This window comes from Acidovorax sp. A1169, from assembly GCF_030704685.1.
Classification (GTDB): domain Bacteria; phylum Pseudomonadota; class Gammaproteobacteria; order Burkholderiales; family Burkholderiaceae_C; genus Acidovorax.
Genome location: NZ_JAUZDX010000002.1, coordinates 442,032 through 462,401, shown reverse-complemented (window position 1 = coordinate 462,401; position 20,370 = coordinate 442,032). Strand labels below are relative to the sequence as shown.

Sequence of the window (20,370 nt, the reverse complement as noted above, 5' to 3'; positions counted from 1 at the left end):
GTCCGGTCAGATCGCGACCAGGTTGCGGATTCCTTTGCTTTCCATCTCGCTGCCAGGGCCCCGCGCGACAACCTCGCCACGCTCCATAACAAGGTACTGATCGGCCAGTTCCTGTGCGAAGTCGTAGTACTGCTCGCACAGCAGGATGGCCATCTCGCCCTTGTCGGCGAGCATGCGGATGACGCGGCCGATGTCCTTGATGATGCTTGGCTGGATGCCTTCGGTCGGTTCGTCCAAGATCAAGAGGCGCGGCCCCGGCGCGAGGGCGCGCGCGATGGCCAGCTGCTGCTGCTGCCCGCCCGAGAGGTCGCCACCGCGGCGGCGCAGCATCTGCTTGAGCACCGGAAACAGCTCGTACAGGTGCGGCGGCACGGGGGTGGAGCCGCTCTTGTAGGCCAGGCCCATGCGCAGGTTTTCTTCCACCGTGAGGCGGCCGAAGATTTCGCGGCCCTGGGGCACGAAGCCGATGCCGGCGCGGGCGCGGTCGTAGGGGGTGGCCTTGTCGATGGGTTTGCCGTCGAAGCTGATGGCGCCGCTCTTGATGGGGACCAGGCCCATGAGGCTCTTGAGCAGAGTCGTCTTGCCTACGCCGTTGCGGCCCAGCAGGACGGTGACCTTGCCGGGTTCGGCGGTGAGGCTCACGTCGCGCAGGATGTGGGAGCCGCCGTAGTACTGGTTGATGTTTTGGACGGTGAGCATGGGTCTTGCCTGTGTTTATGCGGTTCTGCAGCGGGCGGGGCCGATGGTTGTTGCTGTTGCTTGGCCGAGGGCGGGAGCCGGGGTGTGCGCCCGGCGGCGCAGTAACTTTCTCTTGCGTCGCCAAGAGAGAGTCACCAAAGAGAAGGCGACCCCCAGTCTGCGTCCCCCATCGCCCTGTCGGGCGATGGGGGCAACCTGCGATGCTCGGTCCTGGGGTGGCGTCGCGGAACTCGCTGCGTTCTGCGAACTCCGCTCAAACATCCGCGACGAGCCAGAGCACGAAGTGCGTGTGTCCTGCGGCACACGCACCCACCCCAGGCCCTGCGCTTCTCGGCGCAGCCAGCAGGGGTGAGGAGCGGGGTCAGGGACGGCTGCTGCTGCGCAGCTACGCCTGGGGTCGGTTACGCGCTGCGCGCTGCCGACGAAACTGGCGCGATCATCCTGGCGAGCCGAGCGCAGCGAAGGACCACAGGCCGAGCGAAGCAATGGCCCGTATGGAGCCCGCTCCCACCCCCTTCTGACCGTGCCGAGAAGCACAGGGCCTGGGGTGAGCGCGTGCCGAAGGACACGCGCATCGTTGTCTAACTTGCCGCAGCTGTTTGAGCGGAGTTCGAAGAACGCAGCGAGTTCTGCGGCACACCCCAGGCACGAGCATCGCAGGCTGCCCCACTCGCCCACCGGGCGAGTGGGGACACGGGCAGCGGGGTCGCCTTTCTTTGGGGTACGTTTCTTTGGCGAAGCAAAGAAAGGTACCTCGGCCGCCGGGCCGAGACCCGGCTTCCGACCTTGGCAAAGGCATGCAGCAACAACAGGAAGCACAGACGAACCCATCACCGCCCCAAATAAACCTCAATCACCCGCTCATCCGACTGCACCTGGTCGAGCGTCCCCTGCGCCAACACAGCTCCATCGCACAGCACCGTCACAATCTCAGAAATAGTGCGGATGAACCCCATGTCATGCTCCACCACCATCAGCGAATGCTTGCCCTTGAGCGTGAGGAACAGCTCGGCCGTTCGAGCCGTCTCGTCGTCCGTCATCCCCGCAACCGGTTCGTCCAAAAGCAACAACTTCGGGTCCTGCATCAGCAGCATGCCGATCTCCAGCCACTGCTTTTGCCCATGGCTCAAATTACCAGCCATGCGCGCCACGCTGCCCGCCAGGTGAATCGTGTGCAGGATCTCGGCCAGGCGGTCGGACTGGGCGGAGTCGAGCTTGAAGAACAGGCTCGACGACACGCCCTTGTGGGTCTTGAGGGCGAGTTCGAGGTTCTCGAACACCGTGAGCTGCTCGAACACCGTAGGCTTCTGGAACTTGCGGCCTATCCCCAGGCTGGCGATCTCGGGTTCGTTGTGGCGCAGCAGGTCGATGGTGCTGCCGAAGAACACCGTGCCGCTGTCGGGCCGGGTCTTGCCGGTGATGATGTCCATCATCGTCGTCTTGCCGGCGCCGTTGGGGCCGATGATGCAGCGCAGCTCGCCGGGGGCGATATCGAGGCTCAGGTTGTTGATGGCCTTGAAGCCATCGAAACTCACGTTCACGTCTTCAAGGTACAAAATGCGGCCGTGCGTGACGTCCACTTCGCCAGGGGTGGCGATGCGCGAGAAGCCGGCGGCGCGGCCGCCCGATTCGGTCTGGCCCGGGGCCACCGGGGCGGCCTTGGCCGCAATGCGGCGTGCGCCCTCTTCCATCAGGTCCGGGGTCATTCGGTGCCTCCCTTCTTGTCATCGTTCTTTTTGCCGAAACCGAATTTCTTCACCAGGCCCACAACGCCATTGGGCAGGAACAGGGTGACGGCAATGAACAGCGCCCCCAGGAAATACAGCCAGAATTCGGGCGCCGTGACGGTGAGCCAGCTCTTGGCGCCGTTGACGATGAAGGCGCCGACGATGGGCCCGATCAGCGTGGCGCGGCCACCCACTGCGGCCCACACCGCGATCTCGATGGAGTTGGCGGCGCTCATCTCCCCGGGGTTGATGATGCCGACCTGGGGCACGTACAGGGCGCCCGCCACGCCGCACATCATGGCGCTGATGGTCCAGATGGTGAGCTTGTAGGGCAGCGGCGAGTAGCCCGAGAACATGACGCGCGTTTCGGCGTCGCGCACGGCCTGCAGCACGCGGCCGAACTTGCTGCGCACAAGCCAGCGGGCCAGCAAGAAGAAGCCGAGCAGGGTGAGCCCCGTCAACACGAACAGCAGCATGCGCATGTTCTGCGTGGCAATCGGCTGGCCCAGGATGCGCTTGAAGTCGGTGAAGCCGTTGTTGCCGCCAAAACCCGTCTCGTTGCGAAAGAACAGCAGCATGGCCGCGTACGTCATGGCCTGGGTGATGATGGAAAAGTACACGCCCTTGATGCGCGAGCGAAAGGCGAAGTAGCCAAACACGAAGGCCACGATGCCGGGCACCGCCACCACCAGGATGAGCGTGGCCACGAAGCTGTCGGACAGCATCCAGTGCCAGGGCAGCTCCTTCCAGTCGAGGAAGACCATGAAGTCGGGCAGCTCGCTCTTGTAGTTGCCGTCGCGGCCAATCTGGCGCATGAGGTACATGCCCATCACGTAGCCGCCCAGCGCGAAGAACAAACCGTGGCCCAGGCTCAGGATGCCGGTGTAGCCCCAGATCAGGTCCATGGCCAGCGCGCAGATGGCGTAGCACATGATCTTGCCGAGCAGCGCCACGGCGTAGTCGCTCATGTGGAACACGCTGCCGGCGGGCACCACCAGGTTGAGCAGCGGCGCCAGGGCGCAGACCACGATGAGGGCGACGATGAAGGCCGACCAGCCGGTGCGCGTAAGCAGCGGGGCCGGGGCGGGCAGTTGGAGGGAAGGGTTGTTAGTCATGGTATGGCTTGCCCGTTCAGTCGGCCGTACGGCCCTTCACCGCGAAGATGCCCTGCGGCCGCTTCTGGATGAAGATGATGATGAACACGAGCACGGCGATCTTGGCCAGCACGGCACCGGCCCAGCCTTCGAGGAACTTGTTGAGCACTCCGAGGCCCAGCGCCGCGTACACGGTGCCGGCCAGTTGGCCCACGCCGCCCAGCACCACGACCATGAAGGCGTCGACGATGTAGCTCTGGCCCAGGTCGGGGCCGACGTTGCCCACCTGGCTGAGCGCGCAGCCGGCGAGACCCGCGATGCCCGAGCCCAGCGCGAAGGCCATGGTGTCCACGCGCGCAGTGTTCACGCCCATGCACGAGGCAATCGGCCGGTTCTGCGTGACGCCGCGCACGAACAGGCCCAGGCGCGTGCGCCCGATGAGCCAGCCCATGGACAGCAGCACCGCAATCGCAAAGCCGATGATCACGAGGCGGTTGTAGGGCAGCGTGAGGTTGGAGAGCACCTGCACGCCGCCGCTCATCCAGGCGGGGTTTTCCACGCCCACGTTCTGCGCGCCGAAAACGGTGCGCACCAGCTGCATCAGCACCAGGCTGATGCCCCAGGTGGCCAGCAGCGTCTCCAGCGGGCGGCCGTACAGAAAGCGCAGCACGCTGCGTTCGAGCACCGCGCCCACCAGGGCCGATGCGCCGAAGGCCAGCGGCACCGCAGCCACCAGGTACCAGTCGAAGGCACCGGGCAGGTATTTCTGAAACAGGCCCTGCACCACGTAGGTGGCGTAGGCGCCGATCATCATCAGCTCGCCGTGGGCCATGTTGATCACGCCCATCAGGCCGTAGGTGATGGCCAGGCCCAGCGCCACCAATAGCAGGATGGAGCCCAGGCTGATGCCCGAGAACGCAGCGCCCAGGCGCTCGCCCCAGGCGAGTTCGCCGTCGATGGCTTTCAAAGCAGCCTGCAGCGCGGCCTTGACCTTGGCGTCTTCTTCCACCGTGACGCGCTCGTTGAGCAACAAGCGCGTGTCGGGCGTGGCGCTCAGCGACAGGGCCTGCGCAGCGGCGATGCGCTGGGCCGCGTCTTCACTGCCCAACAGCGTGGCGGAGCGGGCCAATTCGAGCTGCGCCTTGATGGCGGCTTGTGTCTCTTGCGCCAGGGCCTTGTCCAGCAGGGGCAGGCGGCCGGCGTCGGGCTCGCGGGTCAGGGCCTTGGCGGCGGCCAGGCGCCTGGCGTCGTCCTTGCCGAACAGGGCCAAGCCGGCCATGGCGGTGTCGATCTCACCGCGCATGCGGTTGTTGTTGATGATGTCCTCGGCGTCTTCGGGCACAGGGACTTCGGTGCCGGTGACAGGGTCCTGCCCCTTGCCGTCACGCACGACGATGGCCTTGCCTGCCGCGATCTTCACCTCATCCGCGGCCAGGGCCTTCAGGAAGTCGGCGATGCGCTCGTCGGGCTGCACGATGGCCTGCTGCACGGCGGCCACGCGCTCGTCGGTGTCGCCGGCCGCCATGGCCAGCGCCTGCTCGGCCGTGAGTGCCTGCGCGGGGCCGGCCCACGCGAGCAGGCACAGCCATGCCATCGAAAGAAATCTGAACATAGTGCGTCAGTCAATGCCTGTGGAGGCACCCCGCAAGGCGGGGCGCGCCCGGAAAGAAAAAAGGGAGGGGCACGGCAGCGCCCCTCCCCTTGCAAGGCGCCTGTCCGCCTTGGGCGATGCCGTTACTTCTTGGCAGGTTCGTCAGGCTTCTTGTCGTTGCCTTCGATGTAGGGGCTCCATGGCTTGGCCTTGACCGGGCCGGGCGTCTTCCACACCACGTTGAACTGGCCGTCGGCCTTGATCTCGCCGATGAACACGCTCTTGTGCAGGTGGTGGTTCTTTTCGTCCATCTTGGAGACGATGCCCGACGGTGCCTTGAAGGTCTGGCCGGCCATGGCGGCGATGACCTTGTCGACATCGGTGCTCTTGGCCTTTTCGACAGCCTGCTTCCACATGTTGATGCCGATGTAGGTGGCTTCCATCGGGTCGTTGGTCAGCGGCTTGTCCTTGTGGCCGGCGATGCCCTTGGCCTTGGCGTAGTCGCCCCACTTCTTGATGAACTCGGTGTTGGCCGGGCTCTTGATGGACTGGAAGTAGTTCCAGGCGGCCAGGTGGCCCACCAGCGGCTTGGTGTCCACGCCGCGCAGCTCTTCCTCGCCCACCGAGAAGGCGACCACAGGCACGTCCTTGGCCTTGAGGCCGGCGTTGCCCAGTTCCTTGTAGAAGGGCACGTTGGAGTCGCCGTTGATGGTGGAGACCACGGCCGTCTTGCCGCCCTGGCTGAACTTCTTGATGTCGGCGACGATGGTCTGGTAGTCGGCGTGGCCGAAGGGGGTGTACTTCTCGTCGATGTCGCTGTCCTTCACGCCCTTGGACTTGAGGTAGGCGCGCAGGATCTTGTTGGTGGTGCGGGGGTACACGTAGTCGGTGCCCAGCAGCACCCAGCGCTTGGCGCTGCCGCCGTCCTTGCTCATCAGGTAGTCCACTGCGGGGATGGCCTGCTGATTGGGCGCGGCGCCGGTGTAGAACACGTTCTTGGAGAGTTCTTCACCCTCGTACTGCACGGGGTAGAACAACAGGCCGTTCATTTCCTCGACCACGGGCAGCACCGACTTGCGGCTCACCGAGGTCCAGCAGCCGAAGATCACCGAGACCTTGTCCTGGCCGAGCAGCTGCTTGGTCTTTTCGGCGAACAGGGGCCAGTTGGAGGCGGGGTCGACGATCACGGGTTCGAGCTTCTTGCCGAGCACGCCGCCCTTGGCGTTGATCTCGTCGATGGCCATCAGCACGGTGTCTTTCAACACGGTTTCCGAGATGGCCATGGTGCCCGACAGGCTGTGCAGAATGCCGACCTTGATGGTGTCCTGGGCATGGGCTGGCAGGGCAGACAGGCCAGCGAGCGCAGCGACGGCCGCAAGGGCCTTGAGGGAATAACGACGTTGCATGTGTGCTTCTCCAGTAGAGGGGTTCAAACCGCTTCGCCCGAATGGCCCTGTGGGGCTGATGGATCGGTCGATGGAATGGATTCTGGAGACAGCCCACCGGATGGGAAATACGCCGGGTGGCGTACACGGCCGGTTACATGCAGGCCAAAGAACGCCTCCTGACCCATGCGAGGCGGTCGGTTTCAGCTATCAGAAAGTGAGTGAAATTCGTATCCACCGCATACGCCACAGGCCGCGCGGCCACCCGCTCAGCGCGCCGGCCGCTTGAGCGCGTGCACGGTGGTGGTCTTGCGCACCGGGCTGGAGAGCACCAGCGAGGTGGTCACGCCGCCGTGCCGGGCCAGCGCATCGACCACGCGCTGCAGGTCCTCGGGCTCGGCAATGGCGCACCGCACAAAGAAGCAGTCTTCGCCGGTCATACGGTCGGCTTCGAGCACCTCGGGCATGGCCTCGAACAGTTTCACGTAGGGCGCGATACCGGCGTGCGTGGTCTGTATGCGGATGAGGGCCTGCAGCCGCACGCCGAAGGCGCGCAGGTTGACCCGGGCGCCGTAGCCCTCGATCACGCCCGCGTCTTCGAGCTTGCGCACGCGCTCGCTCATGGCCGGCTGCGACAGGCCGATGCGCTTGCCCAGGGCAGCCAGGCTTTGGCGGGCGTCGGTCTGCAGGGCTTCGAGGATGAGCCAGTCTTTCTTGTCGAGTTGCATGGTGCTGCGGGCTAAAAAGGGGTTGCGCCGGGGCCGATCATCCATCGGTTTGGTGCCCATTATTCCGATGCCCTGCCCTTCTCGTGCAGCGCGTGGAGGCCTATCGTCTGGAGCGTGTTCACGGTCTTTTCAGGAAACAAACCCATGCTGCAGTTGGTTGGAATGCTCGATTCGCCCTATGTCCGCCGCGTCGCCATCGCGCTCACGGTGCTCGATGTGCCGTTCACGCACCTGCCGCTATCGGTGTTCAGCACCTTCGAAGCGTTCGGCCGCATCAACCCCGTGGTGAAGGCGCCCACCCTGGTCTGCGGCGACGGGGGCGTGCTCATGGATTCGACGCTGATACTTCAGTGGGCGGCCACGCTGTCAGCGCACCGGCTGCAGCCCGCAGGCGGCCCGGGGCTGCAGCGCGCGCTGCACCTCACAGGCCTGGCGCTGGCCGCATGCGAAAAGGCGGTGCAGATCGTCTACGAGCACCAGCTGCGGCCCGCCGAGAAGCTGCATACGCCCTGGCTGGAGCGCGTGATCGGTCAGTTGCTGGCCGCCTGCGACCTGCTAGAAGCCGAACTGGTGCGCGAACCGCTGCCTGCACCCGCCAACGAGATCGGCGATGCGGGCATCACCAGCGCCGTGGCCTGGGGCTTCATGCAAATGATGGTGCCGGACACCGTAGCGGCAGCGGGCTACCCTGCGCTGGCCGCCTATGCAGAGCAGGCGGAGCGGTTGCAGGCCTTTGCGGCACTGCCTGCGCGCTGAATCGGACCCGTGTGGCGCCTGGGCGCATCGCGCCCGACACCCCGCCGGTATACGATGGCCCCATACCCATAGCTCCGACGAGAGGCAGGCAACAACCATGGTGAAACGACGCACAGTGCTCTGGGGGGGCGCCGCCACAGCCGGCGCGCTGGTGATCGGCTGGGGGGCGATGCCCCCGCGCCAGCGACTGCGCACGGGCGCGCCGCTGCCCACGGCGGGCGGCCAGGCGGCGCTCAATGGCTGGCTCAAGATCGGGGCCGACAACACCGTCACAGTCATGATGGCCAAGGCCGAGATGGGACAGGGCACGCACACCGGGCTGGCCGCCATCCTGGCCGAAGAGCTCGATGCCGAATGGGCCCAGGTGCGGCTGGAGATGGCGCCCATCGACGACATCTACAACAACCTGGCCACGGTGGTCGACGGCCTGCCCTTCCACCCCGACAACGATGGCTCCATGAAGGCCGTGGCCGGCTGGCTAACCGCCAAGACCATGCGCGAGGTGGGCGTGATGATGACCGGCGGCTCCTCCAGCATCAAGGACCTTTGGCTGCCCATGCGCCAGGCCGGGGCCAGCGCCCGGGCCATGCTGGTGCGGGCGGCGGCCGCGCAGTGGAACGTGCAGGCCACGGAGTGCAGCGTGCAGGCCGGCGTGGTGGAGCATGCCGCTGGCCAGCGCGCCAGCTTCGGCGAACTGGCGGCCCTGGCGGCGCAGCAGCCGCTGCCGGGCAAGGTGGCGCTCAAGGAGGCGGCGCAGTTCCGCCTCATCGGAAAGCCGCTCACGCGCATCGAGGCGCGCAGCAAGCTCGACGGCAGCGCGGTGTTCGGCATCGACGCGAATCCGCCCGGTCTGCTGCATGCCGCCGTGGTGATGTGCCCCACGCGCGGCGGCAAGGTGGCGCGCATGGACGGCGCGGCGGCCGAGAAGCTGCCCGGCGTGAAGAAGGTGCTGGCCGTAAATGCACTGAACGGCGGCACCGGCGCCGTGGCCGTGATCGCCGACACGCCCTGGCATGCGCGCAAGGCCGTGGCCGCCGTCACCGTGGAGTGGGACCACGGCCCGGCGGCCGCCCTGTCGAGCGCGGCGGTATATACGCAGCTGGCCCAGGCGCTGGACCAGGCCAAGGGCTTTGGCTACCACCAGAGCGGCGATGCCGAGGTGGCCATGCAGGGCGCAGCCCGCACTCTCACGGCCGACTACCGCGCGCCCTACCTGGCCCATGCGGCGCTGGAGCCCATCAACTGCACGGTGCAGTTCAAGGACGGAGCGGCGACGGTGTGGACCTCCACCCAGGTGCCCGACCTGGCACGCACGGCTGCGGCCAAGTTGCTGGGCATCGCCGAAGACAAGGTGGACGTGCAGCAACTGCTGCTGGGCGGCGGCTTCGGCCGCCGGCTGGAGGTGGACTACGTGGCCCAGGCCGCTGCCATTGCGCGCGAGGCCGGAGGCGCGCCGGTGCAGACGCTGTGGACGCGCGAGCAGGACACCCAGCACGACTTCTACCGACCCGCGTGCATGGCGCGCTTCAAGGCCGGCTTTGATGGCGAGGGCCGGCTGGTGGCCTGGGACAACCTCTCGGTGGGCCAGGCCATCGTGCCGCAGGTGCTCGGGCGCATCTTCGGCCTTCCCGGGGCCGGGCCGGACAAGACCACCTCGGAAGGCGCCTTCGACCAGCCCTACGAATGGCCCAACGCACGCATTGCGCACGAGATCATCGCGCTGCCGCTGCCGGTGGGCTTCTGGCGCTCGGTCGGGCATTCGCACCAGGCCTTCTTCAAGGAAAGCTTCATGGACGAGGCGGCCGCTGCGGCCAGGCAGGACCCGGTGGCCTTTCGTGCCAGCCTGCTGCAAAAGCACCCGCGCCACCTGCATGTGCTGAAGAAGGCGGCCGAACTGGCAGGCTGGGGCCAGCCGCTGGCAGCCGATGCATCGGGCGCGAAACGCGCACGCGGCATTGCGCTGCACCAGTCCTTCGGCTCCATCGTGGCGCAGGTGGCCGAGGTGTCGGTGGCGGCGGACGGCAAGGCCATCCGCGTGCACCGCGTGGTCTGCGTGATCGACTGCGGCGCGGCCATCAACCCCAACCTCATCACCCAGCAGATGGAGAGCGCCGTGGTCTTCGGCCTCACGGCCGCGCTGCATGGCGAGATCACCGTGGACAAGGGCCAGGTACAGCAGGCCAATTTTCACGACTACCCGCTGCTGCGCATGGCCGAGTGCCCGCGCATCGAGGTGCACATCGTGCCAAGCGCCGAGCCGCCCGAGGGCGTGGGCGAGCCGGGTGTGCCGCCCATCGCCCCCGCCGTGGCCAATGCCCTCTTCGCTCTGAATGGCCAGCGCCTGCGCAGCCTGCCGCTGCGCCTGGCCTGACCCCCTTACAGGAGCCCCATCCATGCCCACCACCCTTCGCATCAACGGCAAGGCCGTCTCCGTCAACGCCGAGCCCGATACGCCCCTGCTGTGGGTGCTGCGCGGCGAACTGCATATGAACGGCACCAAGTTCGGCTGCGGCATGGCGCTGTGCGGCGCCTGCACCGTGCACCTGAACGGCGAGCCCACGCGCGCCTGCACCACGCCGCTGTCGGCCGTGGGCGAGGCCGACGTGACCACCATCGAAGGCCTGGTCGGCCCCCAGGCCGAAGCCCTGCGCAACGCCTGGATTGCGCTGGACGTGGCCCAGTGCGGCTACTGCCAGAGTGGCCAGCTCATGTCGGCCTGCGCGCTGCTGGGCAAGACCGCGCGCCCCACCGACGCGGACATCGACGCAGCCATGTCGGGCAATGCCTGCCGCTGCGGCACCTATCCGCGCATCCGCGCGGCGATCCACCAGGCCGCTGGCGGCAAGGCGGACTAGTTGGCCAGCGCCCGGCCCTGGGCGGGGTCTGGATCGGGATCGAGCACGATGAGAAGGTCAGCGCGGGCGGGGGGCGCCGGTGGAGCCACCTGCACGTTGTTGCGGCCCGCCTGCTTGGCCCGGTAGAGCGCCTTGTCGGCGGTGTTGACCAGCTCTTCGAAGCCCGCGCCGGGCTCGGCGTACAGGGTGGCCAAGCCGATGCTCACCGTGACGGTGACGCAGGCACCCTCCGCATCCACGGGCACGTTGTGGTCGGATACGCCCTGGCGCAGCAGCTCGGCCAGGCGCAGGGCGCCGGGGGCATCGATGCCCGGCAGCACGATGACGAACTCTTCGCCCCCGTAGCGGGCCACGATGTCCACCGCCATGCGCGAGCGCGCCAGGCAGGCCTGGGCAACCGCGCAGATCACCCGGTCGCCCGCCAGATGGCCCCAGGCGTCATTGACGGCCTTGAAATGGTCGATGTCCACCACCATCAGCGACAGCGGCTGGCACAGCTGGGCAGTACGCAGGCACTCGCGGGCGCCCAGGTCCATCAGCGTGCGCCGGTTGGACAGGCCGGTGAGCGCATCGCAGGCGGCCAATTGCTCCAGCGCCGTGTTGAGCTGCTGCAGCAGGGCGTTCTGCTCGCGCAACTGGCGGTTGATCTGGGCGATCTCGTCTTCCTTGCGCTTGCGGTCGTCGATGTTGAAGGTCACGCCGATCAGGCGCTTGCCCGGGGTATCGGTATGGCCGTCCATGATGCGGCCGTAGTTGGCATACCAGACCCACTCACCGCTTTTGGCGCGGAGCCGGAACTCGCAGCGGTACTGCGGCGTGACACCCGACATGTGGTCGGACACGGCCTGCTGCACCGTCCCCAGGTCATCGGGGTGGAACAGGCCGTAGACGTCCTGCAGGCCCGAGACGATCTCCTCCTCGGTGAAGCCCAGCTCCAGGAAGGTCTTGGTGGCCTTGCGGGTCACGTTGCCGGTGACCAGGTCGTTCTCCCACAGGTCCAGGCCGGCCGCTTCCAGGGCCAGCTCCAGCCGCTCCCGGTTCAGGTCTGCTTCACCCATGACAGCCAGTCGGTTCAGGCCGAAGGCATCGCGCCTGCGTAGCCGATGTTGCGCAGCAGCGCTGCAAACGATGCCACCACGCCCGGCGTGTTGTACAGCTCTTGCGCCGTGGCCACCTGGATCACGCTGACCTGCTTGCCTGTGCTCTGGCCGGTGGCGGCATTGAAGTAGATCGCCAGGTCGTCGCTGGCGTTGGAGAAGCCCCGGCCCGTGCTTTCGGAGTAATAGCAGATCGAGTCGGGCGCGATGATGTCGGGCGAGGTGCTCGCCGTGCTGTACATGATCAGGTTCTCGTTGAGGTTGTACAGGTAGTGTGTTGCCGTGCTCTGGCTGGGATCCTGGGCATTGTCCAGGCGAATGACACCCGAGTCCAGCGAGGACGTGCTGGAGGTGGATTGCGTGACCGCCGTGATGTAGAAATTGGTCAGCACCGCCTGGGCCGCGCGCCCGGTCAGCTGGGTGATGTTGGCGGCCACTGCCGCAGTGGAAGGCGGTGTCTGCGCCTTCAGCAGCGAAAGCCCCAGCTGGCGCGCCTGCTCCAGCGTGCCGGGAATGTAGTTGCCCGACAGCGCATAGCCATTGCCCTTGTTGGACGGCCACATGGCAATGCCCGAGTACCCCCCGAAGCCGCCGACCACCCCGCCCGCCAGCGTTTCCACCTTGTCCGCTGTGGGCGCACCCAGCACGGCCGATTCGACCAGCGGCGAAGGGGGTGCGTCGCTGGCCAGCGCGCAGGGGCAGGGTGCCAGTTGCGGGCTGCCCGTGAAGGTGGTCTGCGGCAGCTCGGGTACCGCGCGGCCTGCGCCATCGCCATTAACCACGTAGATCATGCCGCGCGACATTCCGGCCCCGATCAGGGGCACCAGCGAGTTGATGGGGCCGATTTCCACCGGAATCACGCAACCCAGCGGCCATCCCGTGGCCTGCTCGAACACCTGCGAGGTGTTGGTGATGGAGTTCTGGATGGCAGCGAGGGTCAGCCCGTCGGCGGCATCGGGCGAGCCCATGATGGCCAGCACGCAGGCAGGGGTGGCGCCATCGTAGTCCTTGACGGTCACCGGCGTAAAGGTGCCCTGCTGCGCGAGCTGCCCGAGGATGGTGCAGGCGTCGCCGTAACTGCCCCCGCCGCCACTTGCAAGAATTGCAGCACCCGCTGCGATGGCCTCCAGATCGTCCAGTCCATAGGTATACACGGCGCCCATTGCAATCCTCCCTTTTGAATGGCTGGCACGATACGCCATGCCGTCTGGTTGTCAACCCGCAGCATACAGCGGCGCCACAGCGCCTGGAAAGCACTCTGGCCGGGTGCGGCCGCATCGCCTATGCTCTGTACAGCCCCATTTTCCCGAGCGCACCCCCGCGAACACCATGAGCCACACCGAAACCTCCGTCATCTACGGCACCGAAGACCTGTTGATCAGCCTGTGCAACTCGGTCACCCGCGTGCTCAACGTCGCCACCCACAGCCAGATCCACTACTCGGGCATGGTGCAGCGCATCAGCAAGACCTGCCTGAAACCCGACATCGGCTGCTTCGTGCTGTTCGACGGCGGCTTCTCGGGGCTGGTGATCATCAATTTCTCGGCCCAGGCGGCCATGGAGCTGTATTCGAGCTACCTGCTGAACATGGGCATGTCCAAGGACGACCTGGTTTCCTCCTACACCTCGGACGAGGTGAGCAACGTGATGGGCGAGCTCATGAACCAGGTGGTAGGCGACTTCACCGGCAAGGTGCGGCGCGAGCTGCAGACCCACATCACCCAGAACCAGCCCAAGATGCTGGTGCTCAACAAGCAGGTGATGCTCAGCGTGGACGCCAACCTGGACAAGCCCGAGGCCCGGCGCGTGACCTTCTACACCGCCAGCAACAACATCTTCTACCTGGAGCTGGCCATCGACCGCACCGAGTTCATCAAGATGGTGGACTTCGAGGCGCAGGAAACGCCCGACGCCGATGCACTGATGTCCCAGAACGCCCAGGGCACGCAGAACGCGACCGCCCCGGCCCCCGCGCCGGCGGCCCCAAGCGGCGACTCCGCCACGGACGAGCTGCTCAAGTCGCTGGGCATGTAAGCCGCCCCTGCGTCGGCAGGCAAGCGCCTGACGCAACACCATGCGCCGCCCGTCGCAGGAACCCTTGCCCTACGAAGAGTTGCCTCTGGGCCCGCTGGATCCGGAGCGGGTCGAGGCGATGTGGTGCTACCGGCCCGGCGCTCCCCGCCGGCAGACCGTGCTGCCCGATGGGCGCATGGACCTGGTGGCCCATGCCTTGCTGGATGCCAACGGCCGCATCGCCACCGTCCGCCTGGCCATCGCCGGCCCGGCGGACCGCCCTGGCACCGTGGCCCACCGCGCCCCGGTCTGGAGCGCGGGTGTGCGCTTCCAGCTCGGCTGGGGCGGCGCCTGCCTGGCGTTGGACCCGGCCGCCTTGCTCAACCAGGTAATGACCGGCGCGGCGGTGGAGCGCCACCTGAGCGCACTGGGCGACGACCTGGCGTCTGCCTTGCTGGCCGCCACCGACACCTCTGCCCTGCAGGCCGCCCTGGTGCAGGCGGCGCACCGCCTGTCGCAGCGCGCGGGTCCGCCCGGGCCGATGCAGGCCCGCGCACTGCGGGCCCTGCGCTGGTGGCGCATGCACCCTGGCGCCCCCCTGCAGGCACTGTGCAGCGCCCTGGCAGTGCCCGAGCGCACCCTGCGCCGCGACATGCTGGCCACCGTGGGCCTGCCGCTGCGCAGCCTGGCGGGCATCCTGCGCTTTCAGCGCGCCATGGCGCTGGTGCAGGCGGGGCGAGCGCCCTCGCTCACCGGCCTGGCGCACGATGCGGGCTATGCCGACCAGGCGCACATGACGCGCCAGTTCCGCCGGCTCGGTGGCTTCACACCTGCGCAGCCCGAAGCCGTGCCGGTGGTGGTGGAAGCGGCCTGGCAAGCTCCATCCGCCGGGCCAGCGCCCCCTGGCGCGCACGCAGAAACACGCGCAGCCGGTCCGCATAATCTGCACCCACGGCGCACTGCACCGAAGGCCGGGCCGCCAGCACCGAGCGCCAGGCCGCCACGCGCGGCAGGCCTGTGAACACGCCGAAGTCGCCGATCGGGTCGAACACATCGAAGTAGCGGAACACGGGGCCGAACACCGCATCGACCAGCGTGAAGGTCTCTCCGGCAAAGTAAGGACCCGCTTGCTGGTGCATGCCGAACTGCACCTCGACCTGTGCGAGCAGGCGCCGGATCTCCCCGGCCCGGCTGGCCAGCGCCGCTTCGTCAGGGGCGTTGTAGAACGACCCGATGGCCGAAAGCACGGCCGAGCCGAACTCCATCCAGCCGCGGTGCCGCGCCCGGGCCAGCGCGTCCTGCGGGTGCAGCGGGGGCGCGGTGGTCTCCTCCAGGTACTCGCAGATCACGGCCGATTCGAACACCGGCTGGCCATCCACCAGCAGCACCGGCGTCTTGCCCAGTGGCGAGATTGCCAGGAACCAGGCGGGCTTGTCGGCCAGGTCGATGTCGATGCGCTCGAAGGCAACGCCCTTTTCCGCCAGCGCGATGGCGGCCCGCTGGACATAGGGGCAAAGGGGGTGGCTGATGAGGCTGAGTGGGTGCGGCATGGCGGTCCTTGAAGGGTGGGGAGCACTGAATCTATGATTGCGCCAACGAAATCAAAATACGCAGCACCGCAAACCATGATTGCACCAACGCAACAACAAGCCACGCCGTACCAGTTGGCTGCCAGCGATCTGGAGAACGTGCTGGCCCTGGTGCGCGCCGGCACGCTGGCAGGTGCCGGGGAACGCCTGGGGGTGGACCCGTCCACGGTGTTCCGCACGCTGAAGCGCATCGAGCGCGGGCTGGGGCAGGCGCTGTTCACGCGCTCGCGCACGGGCTACCAGCCGCTGGAGCTGGCCCAGACCCTGGCCGGGCATGCCGAGCAACTGGAGTCGGCCCTTGAATCGGCCCGCTCCGCCGCGCAGGCGCAGCCCGAGCGTGTGTCGGGAACCGTGCGCATCACCACCACCGACACCATCCTGCACGGCCTGGTGGCGCCTGCGCTGGCGGCGCTGCAGGGGCAGCACCCGCTGCTTCAGTTCGAACTGCATGCCGGCAACGACCTTGCCAGCCTGACCCGGCGCGACACGGACATTGCCGTACGCGCCACGAGCCGCCCACCGCCCCACCTGGTGGGCCGGCAGGTGGGCCCCATCCGCATGGCCCTGTACGCCGCCCGGCAGGGGCCCATGCAGCGCTATGCCGATGTCCAGGCAGGACAGGCCTTGTGGGTGGCGCCCGACGATGCACTGCCCGACCACCCCTCAGTGCTGTGGCGCAAGCGGCATTTTCCGAAGGCGGTGGCAAGCTACCGTGTGAACAGCATCCTCACCGTGATGGAACTCGTGGCACTGGGACTGGGGGTGGGCGTGCTGCCGGTCTTCCTGGCCCAGCCGCACCCCGGCCTGCTGCCGCTGACCGGTGCGCTCGATGAGTGCGAGACCGGGCTGTGGCTGCTCACCCACCCCGAGTCGCGCCACCTGCGCCGCGTGGCCACGGTGTATGCCCACCTGGCGCGCACGCTGGTGCTGGCATGAGGGACACAATCCGGGCTTGGCCGCAACGTTCAATACGCCGGGAGCGCGGCGGCCCATACTGGGCGCCACCACTGACGCCAGATTTTCCATCGCCATGCACGTCCTGCCCCTTTTCGCCGAGAACGATCCGGCCACCCTCTACCCACTGGTGACTGCCTACCCGCTGGCCACCCTGGTTACCAGCGCGCCAGGTACAACCAACGTCCACCTGTTGCCGCTGGAGCTGCACACCCCTGAGGGTGATACGGCAAGCCTGCGGGGCCACGTGGTACGCAGTCATCCCATGAACCAGGAGGTTGGCGAAGGCGACAGCGTGCTCGCGCTCTTCCAGGGCCCCAACGCCTACATCTCGCCGCGCTGGTACGTGAATGGCCAGCGCAGCGCACGCCTGGCCCCAAGCTGGAACTACGTGGCCGTGCAAGCGCGGGGGCGCCTGCGCTGGGTGGAGGATGACCCGGCATGGGTACTCGCCCACCTGGCGGCCCTCACCGCCTCACAAGAGGCCGGCCGCGCCGCGCCGTGGTCACTGGACATGGCCGCACCCGACTACGTGGAAAGCGCCGCACGGCACCTGGTGGGGTTCGAGATCGAAATCACGGCATTGGAAGGCAAGCGATTTTTGTCGCAGCAGCGCACCGAGGCCGACCGGCGCAGCCTGGTCGATCACCTGGGGCGCGAGCCTGCGGGCATGGCGCGCGATGTGGCGCGGCTGATCGTGCCCTGACCGCCGCAGCTGCGGGAGTCAGTGGCCAGAGGAGTCGGAGCGGCGCTCGCCGAACAACCCGGCCTGCCCCGATGACGGGCCCGCGGCACCGAGCATCTGCACGAACTGCAGGAGCTGCGGGTCTTCGATGAAACTGGCGGCGGAGGATGCGGTCAGCAGCACCTCGGGCGACTGGGGCCGCGCCACGATGAAGCCCTGCACGTAGTCCACGCCGATCTCGGCCAGCGTCTGCACGGTGGCCTGGTCCTCGGCCCATTCGGCGATGGTCTTCATGCCCAGGTTGCGCGCCAGGCTCACGATGGCTTCGACGATGGCCACGTTGGCCGGGTGGCGGTTCATGTTGACGATGAAGTTGCCGTCGATCTTGAGCAGATCGGACGGCAGGTCCTTGAGGTACGAGAACGAGGTGTAGCCGGCACCGAAGTCGTCGAGCGCCACCTTGGCGCCGTAAGAGCGCACCTGGCTGATGAAGCGGCGCGTGTTCTCCAGGTCGTGCAGGGCCACGCTTTCGGTGATCTCCAGGCACAGCCAGCTGGCCAGGTGGGGGTGCTCGTCGAACAGCGCGAACACGTCGTCGATGAAAGCCTCGTCGTTGAGCGAAGCGCCACTCAGGTTCAGGCACACGAACTGGGTGCGCCCCAGCTGGCCATGGTGCTTGCCCAGCCACTCGAACACTGTGCCCAGCACCCAGCGGTCGATGACGCCCATGCGCCCGCTGTGCTCGCCCGCAGCAATCAGGCGCGGCGTGGGCACCAGCGCGCCGCTGGCATCGCGCATGCGCAGCAGCACCTCGAAGTTGAGCGACTCGGTCGGCGCGGTGAGCGACATGATGGGCTGCATCTCCAGGTACAGGCCCTCGATGCGCTCGTCGGACGACAGGCGCTCCACCAGCTTCATCTCCGTCTCGTGGGCGATCAGGCCGGGCGCATCACGCTCGTACACCGCCAGGCCCTGCTGCAGACCGCGCTTGGCATCGCGGCAGGCATGGTCGGCGGTGGACACCACGTCGCGGATGGTGCTGCCCGGCGCCACTTCGATGAGGCCGATGGAGCCGCGCACGTGGAACGAGCGCGCCCCCACCCGGTAGGGGCTGGTGCAGATGCTGGCAACAATGCCCTGGCTGATGAGCCGGGCCAGCGTGATGTGGGTGTCCGGAAAGACGATCAGGAACTCATCGCCCCCCACGCGCCCGATCTGCATGTTGCCCGACAGCATCTGCGAGACGCGCGCACACACCTGCTGCAGCACATCGTCGCCGGCCGCATGGCCAAACAGGTCGTTGATGAGCTTGAAGCGGTCCAGGTCCAGGTAGGCCAGCGCCAGCGGCTTGCCCTGGTTGCGCTGCGCCAGGGCCGATTCGAGCACCTGCTCGATGCCCCGGCGGTTGAGCACGCGCGTGAGCGCATCGTGGTGGGCCAGCACGCGCAGGTTCTCGGTGGCACGCGATTTCTCGGTCACGTCCTGCAGCGAGCCTTCGATGCGGCCGCGCGCCTGGGTGGCACGCACCATGAAGCGCCGTGTCAGTTCGCCATCATCGCGGCCGTTCACCGCAAACTCGGTTTCCGTTTCGGACTGGCTGTGCACCATCTGGTCGAGCTGCAGCCAGGCCGCGTCACCGAACTGCGCGCGCCAGGTGCGCCCGCCGTTCTCCAGCAGGCCGTCGCCCAGCATGTCCACCAGCGCAGGGTTGGCGCTCAGAAAGCGCCCCTGCAGATCGAGCGTGAACAGGCCGATGGGCATGGCCTCGTAGGCATCTTGCAGCTGGGCCTGCACCTCCAGGCGCTTGACGTGCTCCTGGCGCATCTGCTCGGCAATGGCCAGCGCCGCCAGCAGGCTCGACGACAGGGCCGCCGTAACGTGGTTCACAGTGCCCACCAGCACCTTCATGCCATAGGCAGCCGCCACGATCTCCGAAAAACTCGACAGGAAAGTGACTCCGAGCGATGCGCCGTACCACATGGCCACGCGCGAGCGGGTCTTGAACACGATGCGCACCAGGCTCACCGTCATCAGCAGCAACCCCAGGCCGGTGGACACCCACATCATCTGCAGGTACAGGCCGTAGGGCAGGAACACGGCGGCCAGCATCAGGGGAATGCAGGCCCACTGCGCGCCGCGTATCCAGGGCCCCAGGCGCGAACGGTCCAGGTCTTCCTGGAACAGGTTCTTGTAGAGCGTGATGGTCAGAAAACCGTACACCGCCACCGTAAGCGCACGCGTCGGAAACAGCCAGGGCGTGGGCACCAGATGGCCCAGCCACTGCACGTCCCAGCCAGCAGAGATGGCCCCCACCCGCAGCGTGACCACCAACCAGGCGGCAAACAGCACGTACAGCGATTGCCGGTTGATCAGCGCCGTCATCAGCACGAACATGCCCAGCACCACCAGGCCACCTTCGAGCAGGCCCAGGTTGCGATGGAACTCGAGCACCGAGGCCTGCAGATCGGCCTGCGCCCACCAGTCGGCCTGCAGGCGTGCAGGCCCGACGAAGGACGCACGGCACAGCACGCGCTGGCCCGCACTGGCCTCGGGCAGGCCAAACCCGGCCTTCAGGGGAACCAGGCTGCCGCTGGCCTGCTCACGCGTGGACTGGCCGAGCGATACCAGGCTCTTGCCATCCCAGCAGGCCATGGCCACGGCGTGGCGCGAGGGGAACAGCAGCGAGGGTGGCTGCGCCATCGAAACCGGCAGGTCAACCAACAGCCATACGGGCGCCTCGGACAGGTTGGTATCGTGGAAGGACTTGAGTGGCCGGTTCGCGAGCGCGGCCAGTGCCTGCTCGGGCGTGAGTTCTGCGGCCGCCTGTGGCAGCACGCGCATCATCAAGGTGTGGCCGCCGGCCGACAGGTAATTGCTCTGCCAGAACAGCAACGCCCACACGGCCACGCCAGCCATGGCAATGGGAATGATGTAGATGGACATCGCGCGCAGCAGCCAGTCCACAAAGACTACGCCGCGCCGAACCCTTTGCCGTGCGTGCTCCTGCAATCGCGGTGACCCCATGGTTTTGTGTGGATGCGCAGCCCCCACGGCCGCGCGCTGGATGGCGCATGGGGCAGTGCCGAGCAAGGCCGCGACCACGCGCAAACGTCCATCTTGTCACGGAACACACAGCCTGCATCGCAAGTCTTTGCGCGTTCCCCCCTTTTTGTGGAAGTTTACAAAGCAACGGGCAC

Annotated in this window: 16 protein-coding genes and 1 pseudogene; 7 read left to right on the top strand and 10 right to left on the bottom strand. The window is 67.2% G+C overall.

The genetic code is table 11. From position 1 onward, the window contains the following. Positions 1 to 6 precede the first annotated feature (6 nt). The 6 genes from urtE to QYL93_RS05400 all read right to left on the bottom strand — a co-directional run bounded on the left by urtE (position 7) and on the right by QYL93_RS05400 (position 7,224). Positions 7 to 699: an urea ABC transporter ATP-binding subunit UrtE gene (urtE, locus tag QYL93_RS05425; RefSeq protein ID WP_305742685.1), complete on the bottom strand. Its 693-nt coding sequence runs from the start codon at positions 697 to 699 to the stop codon at positions 7 to 9. A gap of 830 nt (positions 700 to 1,529) precedes the next feature. Then, positions 1,530 to 2,405 (bottom strand): urea ABC transporter ATP-binding protein UrtD, encoded by an 876-nt coding sequence (gene urtD / locus QYL93_RS05420; RefSeq protein WP_305742684.1) that lies wholly within the window; start codon positions 2,403 to 2,405, stop codon positions 1,530 to 1,532. After that, a complete protein-coding gene (gene urtC / locus QYL93_RS05415) occupies positions 2,402 to 3,541 on the bottom strand; it encodes an urea ABC transporter permease subunit UrtC (RefSeq protein ID WP_305742683.1) in 1,140 nt (379 codons plus the stop codon). The genes urtD and urtC overlap by 4 nt, the downstream gene beginning before the upstream one ends. 16 nt (positions 3,542 to 3,557) lie before the next feature. After that, on the bottom strand, positions 3,558 to 5,132 hold the full coding sequence (gene urtB, locus QYL93_RS05410; protein ID WP_305742682.1) for an urea ABC transporter permease subunit UrtB: 1,575 nt from the start codon (positions 5,130 to 5,132) through the stop codon (positions 3,558 to 3,560). Positions 5,133 to 5,254: 122 nt separating this feature from the next. Further along, the gene (gene urtA / locus QYL93_RS05405) at positions 5,255 to 6,517 is read right to left on the bottom strand and encodes an urea ABC transporter substrate-binding protein (protein ID WP_057201488.1); all 1,263 of its coding nucleotides are present in this window, start codon (positions 6,515 to 6,517) and stop codon (positions 5,255 to 5,257) included. Between the two features lie 248 nt (positions 6,518 to 6,765). Further along, a complete protein-coding gene (locus tag QYL93_RS05400; protein ID WP_305742681.1) occupies positions 6,766 to 7,224 on the bottom strand; it encodes an Lrp/AsnC family transcriptional regulator in 459 nt (152 codons plus the stop codon). A 147-nt stretch (positions 7,225 to 7,371) separates the two neighbouring features. Between QYL93_RS05400 and QYL93_RS05395 the strand changes: the two genes are divergently transcribed. The 3 genes from QYL93_RS05395 (at position 7,372) to QYL93_RS05385 (ending at position 10,835) form a co-directional block, all read left to right on the top strand. Next, on the top strand, positions 7,372 to 7,980 hold the full coding sequence (locus QYL93_RS05395) for a glutathione S-transferase (RefSeq protein ID WP_305742798.1): 609 nt from the start codon (positions 7,372 to 7,374) through the stop codon (positions 7,978 to 7,980). Positions 7,981 to 8,077: 97 nt separating this feature from the next. Then, a complete protein-coding gene (locus QYL93_RS05390) occupies positions 8,078 to 10,351 on the top strand; it encodes a xanthine dehydrogenase family protein molybdopterin-binding subunit (protein WP_305742680.1) in 2,274 nt (757 codons plus the stop codon). Between the two features lie 22 nt (positions 10,352 to 10,373). Next, positions 10,374 to 10,835 carry a (2Fe-2S)-binding protein gene (locus QYL93_RS05385; protein ID WP_305742679.1) on the top strand — a complete coding sequence of 154 codons (462 nt, stop codon included), beginning with the start codon at positions 10,374 to 10,376 and terminating at the stop codon, positions 10,833 to 10,835. Here QYL93_RS05385 and QYL93_RS05380 read toward each other — a convergent pair. Both QYL93_RS05380 and QYL93_RS05375 read right to left on the bottom strand, forming a co-directional pair. Further along, positions 10,832 to 11,893, bottom strand: a complete 1,062-nt coding sequence (locus QYL93_RS05380) for a sensor domain-containing diguanylate cyclase (RefSeq protein ID WP_305742678.1) — start codon at positions 11,891 to 11,893, stop codon at positions 10,832 to 10,834. The two genes, QYL93_RS05385 and QYL93_RS05380, sit on opposite strands and share 4 nt — an antisense overlap. A gap of 14 nt (positions 11,894 to 11,907) precedes the next feature. Beyond that, positions 11,908 to 13,095, bottom strand: coding sequence for a DUF917 family protein (locus QYL93_RS05375; protein WP_305742677.1), 1,188 nt, complete (start codon positions 13,093 to 13,095; stop codon positions 11,908 to 11,910). A 166-nt stretch (positions 13,096 to 13,261) separates the two neighbouring features. Here QYL93_RS05375 and QYL93_RS05370 point away from each other — a divergent pair, with 166 nt between their 5' ends. Further along, entirely contained in the window at positions 13,262 to 13,966 is a 705-nt protein-coding gene (locus QYL93_RS05370) for a DUF3334 family protein (protein WP_305742676.1), read from the top strand. Between the two features lie 40 nt (positions 13,967 to 14,006). Next, positions 14,007 to 14,723: pseudogene (locus QYL93_RS31915) on the top strand (DUF6597 domain-containing transcriptional factor); the annotation flags it as partial. 46 nt (positions 14,724 to 14,769) lie between these two features. Here QYL93_RS31915 and QYL93_RS05360 read toward each other — a convergent pair. Next, positions 14,770 to 15,495: a glutathione S-transferase family protein gene (locus QYL93_RS05360; protein WP_305742675.1), complete on the bottom strand. Its 726-nt coding sequence runs from the start codon at positions 15,493 to 15,495 to the stop codon at positions 14,770 to 14,772. Positions 15,496 to 15,570: 75 nt separating this feature from the next. Here QYL93_RS05360 and QYL93_RS05355 point away from each other — a divergent pair, with 75 nt between their 5' ends. Further along, positions 15,571 to 16,470: a LysR family transcriptional regulator gene (locus QYL93_RS05355; RefSeq protein ID WP_305742674.1), complete on the top strand. Its 900-nt coding sequence runs from the start codon at positions 15,571 to 15,573 to the stop codon at positions 16,468 to 16,470. A gap of 94 nt (positions 16,471 to 16,564) precedes the next feature. Then, positions 16,565 to 17,194 carry an FMN-binding negative transcriptional regulator gene (locus QYL93_RS05350; RefSeq protein ID WP_305742673.1) on the top strand — a complete coding sequence of 210 codons (630 nt, stop codon included), beginning with the start codon at positions 16,565 to 16,567 and terminating at the stop codon, positions 17,192 to 17,194. Between the two features lie 18 nt (positions 17,195 to 17,212). On the opposite strand, the gene QYL93_RS05345 is transcribed toward QYL93_RS05350, so the two are convergent. Beyond that, positions 17,213 to 20,197, bottom strand: coding sequence for an EAL domain-containing protein (locus tag QYL93_RS05345; protein ID WP_305742672.1), 2,985 nt, complete (start codon positions 20,195 to 20,197; stop codon positions 17,213 to 17,215). Positions 20,198 to 20,370: the final 173 nt, after the last annotated feature.

Excerpts from the sequence above, each read along its gene's own strand:
- urtC (WP_305742683.1), bottom strand. The coding sequence starts at position 3,541 with ATGACTAACAACCCTTCCCTCCAACTGCCCGCCCCGGCCCCGCTGCTT.
- urtE (WP_305742685.1), bottom strand. The coding sequence starts at position 699 with ATGCTCACCGTCCAAAACATCAACCAGTACTACGGCGGCTCCCACATC.
- QYL93_RS05360 (WP_305742675.1), bottom strand. The coding sequence starts at position 15,495 with ATGCCGCACCCACTCAGCCTCATCAGCCACCCCCTTTGCCCCTATGTC.
- QYL93_RS05350 (WP_305742673.1), top strand. The coding sequence starts at position 16,565 with ATGCACGTCCTGCCCCTTTTCGCCGAGAACGATCCGGCCACCCTCTAC.
- QYL93_RS05375 (WP_305742677.1), bottom strand. The coding sequence starts at position 13,095 with ATGGGCGCCGTGTATACCTATGGACTGGACGATCTGGAGGCCATCGCA.
- urtB (WP_305742682.1), bottom strand. The coding sequence starts at position 5,132 with ATGTTCAGATTTCTTTCGATGGCATGGCTGTGCCTGCTCGCGTGGGCC.
- urtD (WP_305742684.1), bottom strand. The coding sequence starts at position 2,405 with ATGACCCCGGACCTGATGGAAGAGGGCGCACGCCGCATTGCGGCCAAG.
- QYL93_RS05385 (WP_305742679.1), top strand. The coding sequence starts at position 10,374 with ATGCCCACCACCCTTCGCATCAACGGCAAGGCCGTCTCCGTCAACGCC.
- QYL93_RS05345 (WP_305742672.1), bottom strand. The coding sequence starts at position 20,197 with ATGGGGTCACCGCGATTGCAGGAGCACGCACGGCAAAGGGTTCGGCGC.
- QYL93_RS05390 (WP_305742680.1), top strand. The coding sequence starts at position 8,078 with ATGGTGAAACGACGCACAGTGCTCTGGGGGGGCGCCGCCACAGCCGGC.
- QYL93_RS05355 (WP_305742674.1), top strand. The coding sequence starts at position 15,571 with ATGATTGCACCAACGCAACAACAAGCCACGCCGTACCAGTTGGCTGCC.
- urtA (WP_057201488.1), bottom strand. The coding sequence starts at position 6,517 with ATGCAACGTCGTTATTCCCTCAAGGCCCTTGCGGCCGTCGCTGCGCTC.
- QYL93_RS05380 (WP_305742678.1), bottom strand. The coding sequence starts at position 11,893 with ATGGGTGAAGCAGACCTGAACCGGGAGCGGCTGGAGCTGGCCCTGGAA.
- QYL93_RS05400 (WP_305742681.1), bottom strand. The coding sequence starts at position 7,224 with ATGCAACTCGACAAGAAAGACTGGCTCATCCTCGAAGCCCTGCAGACC.
- QYL93_RS05370 (WP_305742676.1), top strand. The coding sequence starts at position 13,262 with ATGAGCCACACCGAAACCTCCGTCATCTACGGCACCGAAGACCTGTTG.